General features: G+C 40.0%; 10 protein-coding genes. 4 read left to right on the forward strand and 6 right to left on the reverse strand.

The window, feature by feature from the left end:
* Positions 1-6: 6 nt before the first annotated feature.
* Positions 7-1497, forward strand: coding sequence for an NAD(P)H-hydrate dehydratase (locus ACP14Y_RS12675; RefSeq protein ID WP_424963331.1), 1491 nt, complete (start codon positions 7-9; stop codon positions 1495-1497).
* Here the strand turns inward: ACP14Y_RS12675 and ACP14Y_RS12680 are convergent, their stop codons facing one another.
* Positions 1498-3396 (reverse strand): DUF3857 domain-containing protein, encoded by a 1899-nt coding sequence (locus ACP14Y_RS12680; RefSeq protein ID WP_424963332.1) that lies wholly within the window; start codon positions 3394-3396, stop codon positions 1498-1500.
* Complete coding sequence (locus ACP14Y_RS12685) at positions 3393-5312, reverse strand: DUF3857 domain-containing protein (RefSeq protein WP_424963333.1); 1920 nt, start codon at positions 5310-5312, stop codon at positions 3393-3395. Before ACP14Y_RS12685 ends, ACP14Y_RS12680 begins: the two co-directional genes overlap by 4 nt.
* Positions 5313-5584: 272 nt before the next feature.
* Between ACP14Y_RS12685 and ACP14Y_RS12690 the strand changes: the two genes are divergently transcribed.
* Positions 5585-5917, forward strand: a complete 333-nt coding sequence (locus ACP14Y_RS12690) for a T9SS type A sorting domain-containing protein (RefSeq protein ID WP_424963334.1) — start codon at positions 5585-5587, stop codon at positions 5915-5917.
* A 75-nt stretch (positions 5918-5992) separates the two neighbouring features.
* Here ACP14Y_RS12690 and ACP14Y_RS12695 read toward each other — a convergent pair whose 3' ends face one another.
* Positions 5993-8953 carry a protein O-mannosyl-transferase family gene (locus ACP14Y_RS12695; protein WP_424963335.1) on the reverse strand — a complete coding sequence of 987 codons (2961 nt, stop codon included), beginning with the start codon at positions 8951-8953 and terminating at the stop codon, positions 5993-5995.
* 405 nt (positions 8954-9358) lie between these two features.
* A complete protein-coding gene (locus ACP14Y_RS12700; RefSeq protein WP_424963336.1) occupies positions 9359-10006 on the reverse strand; it encodes a hypothetical protein in 648 nt (215 codons plus the stop codon).
* Between the two features lie 16 nt (positions 10007-10022).
* Between ACP14Y_RS12700 and ACP14Y_RS12705 the strand changes: the two genes are divergently transcribed.
* Positions 10023-11210, forward strand: a complete 1188-nt coding sequence (locus tag ACP14Y_RS12705; RefSeq protein WP_424963337.1) for a tol-pal system protein YbgF — start codon at positions 10023-10025, stop codon at positions 11208-11210.
* A gap of 1158 nt (positions 11211-12368) precedes the next feature.
* Here ACP14Y_RS12705 and ACP14Y_RS12710 read toward each other — a convergent pair.
* A complete protein-coding gene (locus tag ACP14Y_RS12710; RefSeq protein ID WP_424963338.1) occupies positions 12369-13433 on the reverse strand; it encodes a glycosyltransferase family 4 protein in 1065 nt (354 codons plus the stop codon).
* A complete protein-coding gene (gene asnB / locus ACP14Y_RS12715) occupies positions 13430-15292 on the reverse strand; it encodes an asparagine synthase (glutamine-hydrolyzing) (protein WP_424963339.1) in 1863 nt (620 codons plus the stop codon). Before asnB ends, ACP14Y_RS12710 begins: the two co-directional genes overlap by 4 nt.
* A gap of 71 nt (positions 15293-15363) precedes the next feature.
* On the opposite strand from asnB, the gene ACP14Y_RS12720 reads away from it, so the two are divergent.
* Positions 15364-16176: a polysaccharide biosynthesis protein gene (locus ACP14Y_RS12720; protein ID WP_424963340.1), complete on the forward strand. Its 813-nt coding sequence runs from the start codon at positions 15364-15366 to the stop codon at positions 16174-16176.
* Positions 16177-16178 lie beyond the last annotated feature (2 nt).

The following is a 16178-nucleotide window of genomic DNA, read 5'->3' on the forward strand; positions in this document are numbered from 1 at the left end:
TTTGTCATGAAAGTACTTTCTTCCCAGCAAATACGCGAAGCAGATCAATTCACCATCAAGAATGAGCCGATTTCGTCCCTCGATCTGATGGAAAGGGCGAGTGAATCTTTTGTGCTAAAATTCCTGGAAACAAATCGGGACAAAAGACCTGTAAAAATCTTTTGTGGAGTCGGAAACAATGGTGGGGATGGATTGGCAATTGGTCGTCTGCTAAAAGAGAAGGGTTGGGAGGTATACTTGTATGTTGTGGGTAATCCTCGGAAGGGATCGGAAGATTTTAAAGCCAACCTTGAGCGATCTGAGTTGTATGCAATACTCAGTGAAGTAAAAGATCTTCCTGGAATTAGTGATGATGATATCATCATCGATGGCCTGTTTGGTTCGGGTTTGTCCAGACCACTCGAGGGATTTTATAGGGAAGTTGTTGAATACTTAAACAAGCAATCTTGTCTGAAATTCGCCATTGACATTGCCTCGGGCTTATATGCAAACCAGCCACTTCCAAAGGACGCAATCGCATTCCAGCCTGACTATACCTTTTCTTTTCAAGTTCCAAAATTGGCTTTTTTCTTGCCAGAATGCTATCCATATGTTGGAGAGTGGCAGCTAATTGATATTGGTTTAGATCAGTCTTTTATTGCAAAACAAGAGACTCACTTTTATCAAACAGAATTAGAAGAAATAGCACCACTGTTTCCATCCAGGTTAAAATTCACCCATAAAAATGAGGTTGGTCGCATCATGATAGTTGCAGGAAGTAAAGGGAAAATGGGAGCAGCTGTTCTTTGTACCGAGGCTGCTTTCAGAATGGGTGCCGGCCTTATAAATGTGTGTGTACCCAAATGCGGGATTGATATCCTGCAGATTTCCGTACCTGAAGCCATGGTGATTGATGGAAAAGGGACAAATGAGATTCATGCGATTCCAACTTCTGATGATTCGGTGCTCGTGGGGCCCGGTTTGGGCACAAGCAAAAAGACACAGGATGCACTTGAGAAATTATTAAAGTCAACCAGCCAGCCAATGGTCATAGATGCAGACGGTATCAACCTATTGGCCAAAAAGAAAAGTCTCATTAAGCTATTACCAAAGGACTCCATTCTGACTCCACATCCCGGAGAATTTAAGCGATTGGCTGGGGGCTGGAAAGATGATTTCGATAAGCTAGAAAAGCTCAGAACCTTTAGTCGAAAGCACAAGCTAAATGTTGTTCTGAAAGGAGCCTATTCAGCAGTTTGCAACACTGAAGGAGAAATTCATTTTAATCCTACTGGGAATCCAGCGCTTGCCACTGCAGGGAGTGGGGATGTGCTGACAGGCATGGTCGGAGCATTGTTAGCTCAGGGGCTGGAACCATTTCATGCTTTACAGCTCGGAGTTTATCTCCATGGACTAGCTGGCGACCAGGCAGTCAGGCAGTTAGAAATGCCGTGGATACAAGCTTCAGATGTTATCGGTTTTTTACCAAATGCGGTAGGATCGGTAATGAATCAATAGTTATGTTTTCTTTATAAATGAGATCCTTTTTTTATCTGCACGGACGATCTGCTTATGAAAGTTAATGTAATTCTCATAAGAAGTATTAGGGAATACTCCATCAAACTGTTTATAGGTTCTTAAATAAATGATCTTTCCGTCATCTCCTTTTTTTATCTCAGCATAATATTCACCAAATTCTGATGATATTTCAATAGGGTCAAAAAACGCCTCAACAGTATGTTGTTCAGGCAGTTCATAGATTACAGTGTCAATTTCCCAATACGCATGATCTTCAATAATATCTTGTGTCCGGTTGTTGTCTTTGTTGGGAATCCATTTGTTCTTGTTAATGATATTAGGTTGCAAGAAATATCTTGTTCCAGATTTACTCACAAGCTTATTTGCGGATAAAGATGTTTTTAGTTCGATACTTGGAATATCCTTGTTATGAATAAATTCAAAGTAGTCGATTGAAAACGAGGGAATGTCAATAGAATTCTGAATCCATTTTTTTTGTCGATCATTACCGTAATTGACATAGAAGTTAAGATTGCCATATTCATATTCCAATCCTTTGTATTGATTTTTAATTTTTAATGAAGCATTTCCAAGTTCATTGATTTTTACTTCAACATTGGAAATCCTTTGATTCTTTTTCAAATCATATTTCGGAGTACGAACAATACTTCCACCTTCATTTGATATTACAAGGGCATCTCTATTACCAGTAAATGAGCCTAAATAGCCAAATGGATTTGTTTGACTTGTACATTCTAACCAAATAGTATCTTCTGCCAAGGGTACATTTAGAATGACGTGATTAAAATAGGCAGGGCTTGGAAAGTCTTTATTGATAATTGGTGGGTTATCTCCTCCATACACCAATGTGTAATCAGATTCAATTCCAACTTCTTGAAGCAAAGACTTGGTATAAAAGCTTAATGCTTTGCAGTCACCGTAACCAACATCGTCTACAAATTTTGCAGGAAATGGTTGGAATCCACCTATTCCTAGTTGAATACTAACGTACCTTGTTTTGGATTGTAAATATTCGTATATAACCTTTACTTTTTCCTCGTCACTCAGGTTATGAGTTGCTTTCTTTATGTAATCAGCAGTCTCTTGTGGGATTTCACTTCTTCCTTCATTAAGTATGTTTTGCCATTTAGCAAAACCGTCCCAAGTGGATAAATCTCCTCTATAACCGTCAAACTCAAATTTTGAAGGTGAGACGATAACATGAGGTGCTAGTTCTTTGAATGAAAGGCCATATGGTTCTGGATTTATTGCTTTAAGGTTACTTCTCTCCCATTCCCAGATTAGTTTTCCTTCTTCATAAGATTCTTCAGGATTATCTGTATTAACACTTTGTTGACGTGGTTTAAGATCCTCTGGTGATATAATTGAATATCTGGAAAACTCCACCGCCTCGGAAATACCGGAATGGAAGTACCATTTGGGGATGAAGTACAAATATTTAAATGTTAACTCATACTCATATTCAATGCTATATGGAAATTCATCTTGCCTCATATCGATTCCAATAATTCTATTGTCATCATAGAAGTTTACCCCAGTTGTAATTGCCTGGTCTACAAAATCTGAGTTCTTAGCTTTAAAAATTCTTTTACCTGAGGCATCATATTTGAATGCAGAAAAGTTATTAACAGAGATCAGTTTATCATAGAATACACCTATTGCGGCATTATGATTTCCATCCTTATTGAGAATTGTGATGACTGCCTTAGTTCGATACTTAGCTTTATCTATAGATAAAATTTCAAACTCACCCTCACTAAATCTGACAACAGCATCAGAGCCGTTTTTTAGATTTTCTGGGAGATTCTCAACAGAATAGTTTTGAGACTGAACGAGATGGAAGATTAATAGCGATGCTATAATGCTCAAAAATTTCATTGTCTTTTCATTACGATTTGTTGACCATGCCTTTCAACAATTTGTGCATAAAACTCTCTAAGGTATGGGTATTCCTCAGCTGAGAATTCACTTTTATTGATTTGTATTCTGGTAGTTATAACAATCTCATTATTTAGTAAAGAGGCGCTGTAGAGTAATTTACCTGAATTATTAGGAAGTGATATACTTTTGGCGGTAGGCAACTCTACTACTTCTAATCCATCTGCCAAAAGATATTTTATTATATGAGTGTTTGTGAAAGGAGCTCCAAAGTTAACTGGGAATTTTCTGCCCTCAGTTTTAAACGGATTGTCATTTACTTGACCTATGATAATTGGATTTAGGTAAAGTAAATCTCCTAAATCATCGACCTTATCCTCTATATCTAGTTCTATGTTCTCATCTAATTGAAAACTGTCTACTAGTTCTCCAACTTCATGCTCATTAATTTCCCACGTCTCATTGTTTTCATAAAAGGACTGCTTGTAATCATCAACCCCATCATCCTGTAGATCACTTTTAAAGCTCCATGCTTCATAACCCGTCCTTCTAATTGTAACATTTCCGCTTAAAATGCCATCATTTGAAACTTCGAATATTCCACTATATGTAGTCCCGTTATTATCAAATGGCTCAAGTTTGATCCATTGCTCTATCGGAGCTATCACAAGGCCTTTTCCATTTATACAATATTTTGGTAAAGCACCATATGGGGTATTTTCATCCGTTGCGTCTAAAAGAATATCTACATCTCCAATTTTTATTTTCACAATAGTAAGGTTGAATTGACGCGCTATTGGAATATAAGGGTTGACTCTTCCATGTTTTCTTGTGCTTATTCTAACAAGATTGGTTTTGATACCAGCCTCGATTAGCATGGAGGCCAAAATTCGATTTATATCACTAGCCGTTCCTTTTTTTTCAGAAAATACTTTTCTCAATGAGAGGTAATCATTATTGTAATCCTCTTGAAAATTATCTCTCACAAAATAGTAGATGGATTTGGCGAGATCTTCTTCCGTATTTGAATTCGCTTTTAGAGTTTCAGTAATATCATTGACGAAATTAGCTTTCTCAATATCTTTTTGGTATTCCGATTCATATATTCCTTTTGCTAGAGATGCATAATTTTCTGGCAAATAAGTCTTCACAATTTGTCCTGGGAATTGATATTTCTTTAGCTCAAAATTAATTTTCGAAATATAATCTGAAGATGTAGTTATGTATGGTTCATTTTTGAATGCTGGGACATTCAATGCTACATAATTGTGATGTTGAATGGGAATTCTTTCACTTCCGACTGTTCTGAAAGCTTCATTTATTTCAGCAACTGTTAAAGGGTGGTAGCCTTGTAAAAGCCTTTCATAATCAAAATAGTTGGGTACTAAAACTTCATATTGACTTTTTAAAACCGGTATATTTGTTTGGAATGCCCATGTTTTAAGGCTTGTTAAATTTCCGCTTGTTACACTATATGTGTATTCAATAATTGAGTTTTCTCTAACATTTGGAAGATTAAATTTAAAACTCTTAGTATCATCGTCTATTGATTCAATGTTTGCATCCTTTCTCTTTAATGTAGATTCTACAATTTTACCATTCTCATAGTTATAAGTCGATGCTTTAAATTTTGATACCCTACTATCTTCATGATGTCGAATTTCAACATCAGCAAGATCAAATTGATCCTTGCTTAGAATTTTAATTATTCCATGGTACTCAAATTCTAGTTCATAATTGTGATTAAGAGAAGAACGCCCATAATCTTTTATTACATATGCACCAGCAGATGAATCAATTGGGCAATGATTTGTTTTGAAATACTTTTTATCGAAATCGCCAAATTTGATTTTTTCTTGGCTAATAACGGATGATACTACTAGTAATAGTGTTAGGTAGGTTAGGATTAGCTTCATTGAAAGTAATATTGTATTGATTAGAAGCTCAATAATACCATTATCCAGAACAAAAATCCAGACCGACTAAGTGGAATTTGGAAGCTTCTTTAACAAATAGATGAATGTTTTAAAAAAATCGACAAAAAATAAAAACCCTCTCAATTGGTTTAAATCAATTATTTCATTGAAAAATACAATGGAAAATGCCCTCATTAACGTTAATTAACGGTTATTATTTTCTGACCATTAGGAACAATATGAAAAAAAATGCGTAATTTGTATGTATTACCATGCGCAATAAACTGATCATCATATCGTTCTCGCTCCTTTTTAGTGGAGCCACCCTTGCCCAAGGGGGATCAGGTCTATCGCAAGAATCAAGAATCAGTATTTATCCCAACCCGGCCGTTGAGCATATCATCGTTCAGCTGGATAGTGAGTTTTCCAATGCGGAATTTGAATTAAACTCCATGATTGGAAATAAACTTCAAATCAAACCAGAGGAGGTAGGGATTAACAAATACAAAATTCCTGTGAAGGACTTGGCCACAGGCTACTACTTCCTGATTGTAAAGGATGAAGACAAGCGATTCAAAAAAGCGTATAAATTTTTAAAACATTGATTCAATAATCCATCAGGATTCAAGACATAAAAAAACCTCCAATCGGAGGTTTTTCTTTTTTTGTGTCAGTTTATTTTAGCTACCCTGAAGCTGAGTGTAGTAGTTATTAAATAGTTCTTCGTACGCTGCTGCTTTTTCTCGTTCTCCATTTGCCCGGTAGGCTCTGGCTATTTCATTCAGCGATAATAGCTGCTTTTGCAGTTCATTCGTTTCCGAACTGTCAGTAGAGAAGTAATAGTCAAGCCATTGCGAAGCATACATCGAAGTACGTTCAGCAACATGATCGGCCAATTCAGGCTCGCCTACCTTAAGTAGCATGTCTACCTGCTGAACACTGAAAAAGTCATACGGTACAGATTCATCGGGCATCACTTCCAGACATTTCTTTAGCACTTGGGCAGCTCTAGCATAATCACCCTCTTCAATGAGGTTCTCAGCCAATGTATTAAATGTAGATCTTGAGTTTAATACGAACCCTAGGTAATCTTGAGTGTAGTAAACACTTGGATCATTCAGGTTTGTCCAGGAGAACTTGTTCATCACATTATCAAACATCACCTCAGTATTTACCGGATAGCCTGAGCGTGCATCTGCGGGGTTTCTGATCGGAAGCACACGGTAAGCCATCCCTTCCTGCACTACATGTGGACGCATATCAATGTTTAGCTGGGCAATGGAAGTGTTGTTCAAATAGATCGGTCGCTCCCAGTTTGAGTTTACCAGCAGATCCAGGAATGCTAAATCTTTTTTCTCCAAAGCTCGACCTTTGATTCTTAGTACCAGCTTGTCCACGATCATGTCGTGCATGTCTTCCGGCACAATTTGTTTTGCCTTCATGGTGTCTATCTCCAGAAACAAGGTTCGAGCAGGTACAGAATTGTAGGCACTGATGGCTGTTGGAATTTGAAGTCCTGGATTCTCATCTTCAATAAACTTCAATAACAGCTTGGCATTGATTGCATTGCCTTTCAGTTCTTCACGCTCATAAACAGGGAGGTAATCATTAAGCCCACCTTGCTGATAATGACCGATCGGTAAACCATACGGAAGTGGATCGGATTCATATGCCTGTCTGGCAGACTGCTGAATATACCAGTCTGTATTATAATAGCTCAGTACAAGCACGCGGGTATCTGTTCGGAAGCCTTCCACCTCCTGTGCGTACCACAACGGGAAAGTGTCATTGTCACCTCCGGTGTAGATTATACCCTGAGGGGCAACAGACGAAAGATAGTTTTTTGCTGCATCTACTGAGAAGTATCTATCCGATCGATCATGATCGTCCCAGTTCTCACTGGCCAGCAATGCCGGTATCGAGAGACCGATTACCGAAGCGAGCACTGCAGCGACTTTTTTCTGCTTCGAAATATTCTTTAGAATGTCGTATAAGGCCATCACTCCAAATCCAATCCAGATCGTGAAAATGTAGAAGGAACCAGCATAAATGTAGTCTCGTTCACGTGGTTCAATCGGAGGGGTATTCAGGTAAAGCACAATGGCAATACCGGTCATGAAGAACAGTAGTGCAGTGGCTGAGAATAGTTTGACATCTTTTTTGTACTGCACGAACATGCCGAAAAGTCCCAGTAGGAGCGGCAGCCCAAAGTAGATGTTCCTACCGTTATTATTCGCTAACACTTCAGGAAGCTTATCAAATGCTCCTGCTAATCCAACCCATCCAGCGCCCTGGATGTCGCTTTCACGGCCAGAGAAATTCCACATGAAGTATCGGAAATACTGATGTCCGAGCTGGTGAACAATCAGGTAGTAAAAGTTATCTCCCCAGCTGGGTCTTTCTCCTTCACGCAAGCCTGTGACCTGTCTGTACTTTCTGATATGATTTGGATCCGAGCTATACATTCGTGGAAGAATGGTCGTATGGGCAGGATCATACACCTGTGTTACTTTATAATCTTTAATTACATACTCATCTTCTCCTCGCATGTAAACCGGAGCACCTTTTTTGTTTTCGATCAGGTCAGCCGTGTAGTAAGGCCCCTTAAATAATGGTCGGCTTCCGTACTGCTCTCTTTTCAGGTAAGAAACGAATGAGATGATTTCCTCTGGGTTATTCTCATCAATGGGTGGATTGTAGTTACTTCTAATCACCGCAATAGCGTAAGAAGAATATCCGATCAGGATGAAAGCCAGGGCTAGCAAAGAAGTATTCAGTACGTACTTGTTTCGCTTAATGGAGTAGTGAATTCCATAAACCAGACCCCCGATGACTAACAAACCAAAGAAGATCACGCCTGATCCAAATGGAAGCCCAAGACCATTTACAAAGAATAATTCTATTTTTCCAGCCATGGACGGTAGTCCCGGAATGACTCCCTCAAGGACAATAAGTACAATGGCAGCTGAAATGAGCATCGTGTAGATGATACCTTTTCTGGTGACTTTCTCATAATATTTGAAATAAACGATCAGGCCTAAAACCGGGATGGCAACCAGGTTCAACAGGTGGACCCCTATGGAAAGCCCCATCATGTAAGCGATCAGGATCAGCCATCTCGCACGGTCCTGCTCTTCGGTCATATTCTCCCATTTTAGAATCGCCCAAAATACGAACGATGTGAAGAAGGCAGACATGCCATACACCTCAGCCTCTACCGCCGAGAACCAGAACGAATCGGAGAAAGTACAGGCCAGCGCACCTACTAATCCAGTTCCCATAATCAGGATGGTATCGGTGGTAGTTTCTTCTCCTTTTTTGACCTTCAGCGCTCTTTTGGCCAGGTGTGTAATTGACCAGAATATGAAAAGCACAAAGAATGCACTACTTACCACACTCAGCATATTCACCCAGTAGGCAACCTGGGTTACATCTCCTCCCGCCATCAGTGAAAACATTCTACCTGTAAGCAGGAAGAATGGCGCTCCCGGTGGGTGTGGCACCTCTAGCTTGTACGAGCAAGCAATGAACTCTCCTGCATCCCAAAAACTAGCCGTGGGCTCTACGGTCAGGCAATAAGTAACAAGTGCAATAAGAAAGGCAATCCAGCCAGTGATGATATTAATCTTTTGGTATCCCATAGTTGAATTAATGTGAAGGGCGAAAATAGCAATTAACCTGAAGTTTTAAGGAAATTGAGCTATTGGATTTGAATAACAAATTGATGTGCAAGGTATTGAAAAAAAGTCCCTTTTTGGATGATAGTACGAAGACCTCAGCAATCGGGTGAGTTTTTTAACATCTTTTAGAAATTATTTGGGTCGCCCCACCACACATTCCTTGCGGCCACACCGGCGCTAAGCGGGCGGGCCGCTGAGATCCTGCTAATTTTTTATTTGACCGAATGCTCCAAAGTATCTGTCATTTCGACGCTAGGAGAAATCTTCGAAAAAATTTAAGCTGGACGAAATAAATAGGATCAACGTCTCCTTTCGGCGATCTGACGATTCGGAACAACAAGGGTGTTTTCTGATTTACACATCAAATTAATACACCGCCAGATAGAACGCCAGCCACACAAAGAAGAAAAGTACATAGGTGCTAAAAACAATGTAGGCAGAATACTTTAGTTTTTTTCCACTCAAAAAGTAAATGCCTAATACAAGCACTGGCCAGTAAAGTACTTCGAAAAGATTGATTGACTTAAGGGGATAGTGCCATTTTGGTGCGATTTGTGTGTAATCCACCAGGTTGATGAGGGAAAATGGATAGAAAGCCATGTAATCGTTGTAGTCCGGGTCTGTGTAGAAAAGCGTAAACCAGAGTACTTTGGCAATCTCCGGCAAAAAGAAGACGATCTCTGCCAGCATCACCATTTTCCAGAGCTGATTAAAATGAATACGATAACCAAACATGAAGCAACCGATCCAGAGTGTCAAAGTTGTCCAGGACCATTTCCATGCCAGGAAGATAGGGACGCTTAAATATTGGATGCCATACAAGATGTCAAATACCCAGATATCTCCCCGTTCGTTCAGCACCTCAAAGGCTGCTATGGAGTCGATGATGAAGATTCGTTTCACAAAAAGTAGCGCGATGTACGTCATGCAGATAATGAAAAACATACCTGCTCCGTTAAAATCGAACCAATCTTCAAGAAACTGTTTTCGATACGTAGTTAATCGGTTGGTCATTTAGATTTGCGATTGAATGCAATTGAACGTCAAAAATATCATCCTGTCAGGGCTATTCCTATTCTCGGTGAGTGTTCAGGCTCAGCGGTCAAACGGATCGGCGGATGGAGACAGTGCGCGTTACAGTTTGTTAGTCAATCCGTTCATTCAAATTGAGAGTACAGCAGCCATCAATTCGATGTACAATTTTGAGTTCAAAAAAGCTCATAATCACTTTAGCTATCTACAAAATGAGTATCCCTGGCATCCGCTTCCCTATTTGTTAAAGGGACTCAACTACTGGTGGCGCATCGTTCCGGATTATAATATTGCCACCTGGGACGAAGAGTTTTTGGCTTATATGGATACCACGAAAATTTTGGCAGAGAATGTTCGTGATAATTATAATGAGATAGAAGGAGCTTTTTTTCTGGCTGCAGCCTATGCGTTTGAAGGTCGCTTGTATTCAGAGCGGAGGGAGTACCGAAAGGCCGCATTGGCAGGTAGCAAATCACTGAAATACCTGGGCGAATGCAGGGGACATGAAGAGTATAGTCCGGAGTTGCTTTTTGGTGATGCGCTTTTCAATTATTACGCCGAATGGATCAGGGATGAGTATCCCTTACTTCGACCAATTATGATGTTTTTCCCGAAAGGGGACAAAGAAAAAGGAATCCAGCAGCTCAAGGAAGTGGCGAGAAATGCATTTTATTCTCGTACAGAAGCTCAATACTACCTGATGCGTATACTATCGACTGAGGAAAATGATATTGCAGGTGCTCTTCAGGTGAGCCAGTACCTCAACCAGCAGTTTCCGGACAATGCCTATTTCCATCGGTATTATGCACGGCTGCTGTATCAGTCCGGAAGGTATGCTCAGACAGAGCGAGTATCATTGGAAATACTTCAGCGATTGGATAGTGGTCAAACAGGTTATGAAGCAAACAGTGGCAGGTATGCGTGTTTTTTTCTTGGTCATGTACATGAAATGAGGAGAAACTATGGGGTAGCCAAGAATTACTATAAGCGTGGGATGAAATATGCTGAAGAAGCACAGGCAACCGAGATGGGATATTATTTCTACTCACTCTATCATCTGGGTAAAATTGCCGAAGCAGAAGGTGATGAAGATCTCGCTGAAGACTATTACAGGCAAGTTAAAAAAGCAGCAAAAAGGAAACATCCGGCACACGAAAAGGCGAGGGGACGATTGAAAGAAATGTAAATAGAGAACCTCTACCAATTTTTGTCATCTCGACTGGAAGGAGAGATATTTACTTTGAATAGCACTTACTCCATCAAGTGATTGAGGTCAAAAGGTAACGAAAATCTGGCGGAGATTTATGTAACGTCATCTCGATGTAAGAAAGTCAATTTTGTTTCAAAAATGACTCTAAAGTCTCCTCTTGGGATGAGGAAGAGGTGGGTAATTCATAAAGCTGTCATTTTTGAGTCAGAATTGACTTAAAAAGAAAAACATTTGTGTAAAAACCCACCCCTCCAAGGAGGGGATTTATGGTGTTTTCTTTTATTTCTCACATCGAACTCAGGTTACTTATGAACAGGTAAAAAAATTGCAAAAAGGAAACATCCGGCGCACGAAAAGGCTCGGGGGCGATTAAAGGATATGTAATTAGTGAACCCCTACCAATTTTGTTATCTCGACTGGAAGGTATTTACTTTAAATAGCACTTATTCCATCGCGTGATTGAGATCAAAAGGTAACGAAAATCTGGCGGAGATTTATGTAACGTCATCTCGATGTAAGAAAGTCAATTTTGTTTCAAAAATGACTCTAAAGTCTCCTCTTGGGAGGAAGAGGTGGGTATTTCATAAAGCTGTCATTTTGAGTCAAAATTGACTTAAAAAGAAAAACATTTGTGTAAAAACCCACCCCTCCAAGGAGGGGATTTATGGTGTTTTCTTTTATTTCTCACATCGAACTCAGGTTACTTATGAACAGGTAAAAAAATTGCAAAAAGGAAACATCCGGCGCACGAAAAGGCTCGGGGGCGATTAAAGGATATGTAATTAGAGAACCCCTGCCAGTTTTGTCATCTCGACCGGAGGGAGAGCTATTTACTTTGAATAGCACTTATTCCATCGAGTGATTGAGATCAAAACTCAAAATTGGGAGAAATTCTTTGATTTTGGGGTTTTGAGGTGGCCTTTGAAGAAATTCCGTTAAGAAATTCAGACAAAGATAATCGAGATTGAAATCCACTGTTTGAGTGTAGCGAGTTTGGATTTCATCTACCTAACAGTCTGAATTTTAGGAATTTATTCATAGCCTTGGGTTTTTTGCTTCGTTTTTGGGCTAAGCCAAAAATGAAGAGCCCGACCGGCTTAAGGTCAGAAACCCTCTTTAAAACCAGATATCAGATCAATCAAACTGAAAAGCGCTCAGCCACTTATCCTTATTCGCTTCTACACTAAAATCTTTTTCCACTGTTTTCTTTCCTGCTTTACCAATTCGCTTTCTTAGGTCAGCGTCTTCAATTAGTAAGGATAGCTTATCCACCCACTCATCGATAGTGGATGCAAGAAAGCCATTTTCTCCATCCTGGATAATATCTGAGTTGACACCCACCGGGGACATGATGGTAGGTATTTCAAGGGCCATATACTGGAGGCCTTTCATGGCGCACTTTCCTTTTGTCCATTCATTGTCAGGTAATGGCATCAATCCAATATCCAGTTCAGCAAGATCTTCGGCTTCTGTTTCACTGTTCCACTTTACCCCTTTAATATCGAGTGGTTGAAATGCATATGTTGGATCTCCGATTACCTTGAAGTAGACATTTTCTCTAAACACTTCTTTAATTTTTTTCAAGGCAGGTAAAACCGTTTCAAAATGTTTGATGGTGGAAAAACTTCCTGTCCACCCAATGCAAACCTTCTCTGAATGTACTTTCTCCGCCTGGTATTTTTCCAGGTCTATGGTGCTTGGAATAATTTGAATGTCATCATTGAATTGAGATGCATATCCTTTGAGGTACTTGTTTCCAACAATTACACGATCGGCGATGCTACAGATTTTTCCTGTTTTTTCCGGATTTTTAAGTTTATTGAATATTCCCTGATTTGGATTTTCATCCATTAACCATATAGCATCATCAAAATCATAGATGATTTTCACCTTCTTTCGTTTGAGCCAATTTTCAAAAAATGTTCCGAAGAAGAATGCATCTCGATAGATATATACAACATCGTACTTTCCAGCGGAGAGCACACTTAAAAATCTTCTACAGAGCGCTTTCATCCCGACCCAAATTTTCGGAAGTAAATTATTTCCATAGAAAGTCCTGTCTTCTTTTTCTGTCTTTAAAAGGGGACTAATTGCGTAATCAATACCATTTTCAGATAAATGCTTAAGGTATTGCTCGTGTCTGTAGCGTTGGCCTGGCGAACGATCCTTTCGATGCAGTACGAGAAACAACGCCTTCATGACATCCACTTTTTGTACCAAACCTGAAAAACGTATATCGTCCATAATGTGGAGTGCACGTCTCCGGGATTTTGAGAGTGAAGCTTTTCTTTCAACTTCATAACCTGCGAGGAGTCAAATATTCCCTGCATGTCAAGAAATTCCTGATCAAAAACCACTTCATTGATAGATGCATTTAATTCATTCTTCATCCAACTTAACATAGGTACCTCAAATCCTTTTTTTGAGCGGTGATGAAGTTCTTTTGGTAGAATATGTTCAAAAGCATCTTGAAGCACAGTCTTCCTCCGATTTTTGTCAACTTTATAATTAGGAGGGAGAGAGCGGACAAAAGCGACCAAGTCTTTATCGAGGAATGGGACACGGACCTCCAGGCTATTTGCCATGGACATCAGGTCCACTTTGGTGAGCATATCTCCAGGCAATACAATCTTAAGATCCAGATCTAGAAAATTATTAAGATTGATCTCACCATCACTAAGTTGGTATTGATCTATGAATGAGTTGATAATTGCATCATTTGGGGGATTAATCATCAATTCCTCTGCAGAAGGGTTGAATGATGCAAGGTGCCAATATTTATCGTAAGACTTCACTTGCATCAGCTGGGCATATTTAGCGGCTCTTCGGGCCAAATTCCCTGACTTTGAAGAACGAGATGACGGTAAAGTACTTAACAGAGGGGCCAGCCACTTAATGATATAATTTGGTAGGTTTTTTTCTCCTGAACGTTGAAATGCAAGGTGTTTGTAATAACCGCCAAATAATTCATCTGCACCATCTCCCGATAATGCTACTTTAATGTGCTTGCTCACGTGTTGAGATAAAATAAATGTGGGGATGGCAGATGAGTCAGCAAAAGGCTCATCAATGTATGAAAGCACGCCATTCAGGCTGTTCAGCATGTCATCGTTTGTTAGCGAGAAGGTGGTGTGGTTGGTGTTGAATTTTGCGGCAACCAGTTCTGCAAAGTTGGTTTCATCGAAAAAATCGTGATCCCGATAGCCGATGGAGAAGGTGTGCAGGTCTTTATCAAATTTAGAAGCCATGGCCACAACTGCAGAGGAGTCTGTGCCACCGCTTAAAAAGGATCCCAATGGAACATCGGCAACCATTCGCCTTTGCACGGATTGCTCCAATAACTTAACTGTCTGATCTTTCGCGTCTGAGTAATGACCATTGAAAAGGTTTTGCGATTCAAAATCCCAGTAGGAGTCAATTTCTACTGTGGAATTTACAATGTGAATGAAATGACCTGGCTTTAATTTCTTTACACCAGCAATCATGCTCATGTCAGCAGGCAGATAGGTCAGTCTTAGGTACCAATAGAGCGACGACTGATCAATTTGCCTGGGGATGGGAAAGCTAAACAGTGCTTTCATTTCTGACCCAAAAGCTAGAAAGTCTTTGTTTCGATAGTAATGAAGGGGCTTGATTCCCATGCGGTCTCTGGCGAGAAGTAAAGACTCTTCTTTGGAGTCATAAAACGCAAAAGCAAAGAATCCATTGAGCTTGGGAAGACATTCCTTTCCTTCTTTGATGAGTAGATAAAGGAGGACCTCCGTATCTGATGTAGATGAAAAATCTATTGTCAGTTCTTTTGCTAGTTCCCTGTAGTTATAGATTTCGCCATTATATACAAGCGTGTACCTTCCGGTTTGATCTGTCATGGGCTGATTGGCCTTTTCGGACGTATCAATGATCGAAAGGCGCGTGTGCCCTAGTCCCACCGATTGATGAAAAAAGGTGGCTTGATTGTCAGGTCCTCTGAACTTTAGGGATTGAGTGGCTGACTCCAGGTTTTCTTTCAGGTCTGGAGCATTATTTGAAAGATGTATATATCCGGTTATGCCACACATTTGGTCGTAGATCGAAATTCTGACTGCTATGTTAGCATCAATTTGTTTATTTGCTATGAAGAATAACGCAAATGTCAGATTTCGTTGGGAAAAATATTGCCATTTTAGGAGGCTCGGGTACTTTGGGCAGGGCTCTGGTACGGGAGCTTGCCGATACAGGCGTACGCCGCATACTTGTTTTTTCTCGTGATGAAATCAAGCAATTGGAGATGATGGAAGTATTTCCTTCAGAAGAATTCCCTACTCTAGACTATAAATTGGGTGATGTTCGTGATCTACCTCGTCTTACCGAGGTTCTGGAGGGAATGGATTTTGTCATTCATGCAGCGGCCATTAAGCATGTGGTAATGGCGGAAAAGAATCCGGAAGAGTGCCACAAGACAAATGTAATCGGTACTCAGAATGTTATCGAAGCGTGCCAGACGAATAATGTCTCCAGGGCTATTCTCATCTCTACAGATAAGGCGGTAAATCCGATTGGTATCTATGGAAAATCTAAGCAAGAGGCAGAAAAATACTGGTTGGCTGCCAATAAATTATCCCCAGGGCAGTTTAAGGTGGTTCGTCTTGGCAATATCATTGGTGCAAGAGGATCAGTTTTCGAGGTGTTTGAGAAGCAGCGAGAGAATGGGGTTATCAAAGTGACCCATCCTGATGCCACCAGGTTTTGCATTGCGCAGGAGGAGGCGGCTCATTTCATCATGAATGCTATCTCAACGGAGACGGACGCTATTCTTACCCCAGACATGAGTGCTTTCAGAGTCATTGATTTGGCTAGAAAAATAGCACCAGAGTGTGAAATCGAAATTGTGGGGTTACGGCCTGGTGATAAGCTTCATGAAGAAGTTGGAGGAATCAGTTCTTCATCCATTTTAATCTCTTAAGT

Origin of the sequence: Ekhidna sp. (genome assembly GCF_965247405.1) — a bacterium.
In the GTDB taxonomy this organism is placed as follows: Bacteria; Bacteroidota; Bacteroidia; order Cytophagales; family Cyclobacteriaceae; genus Ekhidna.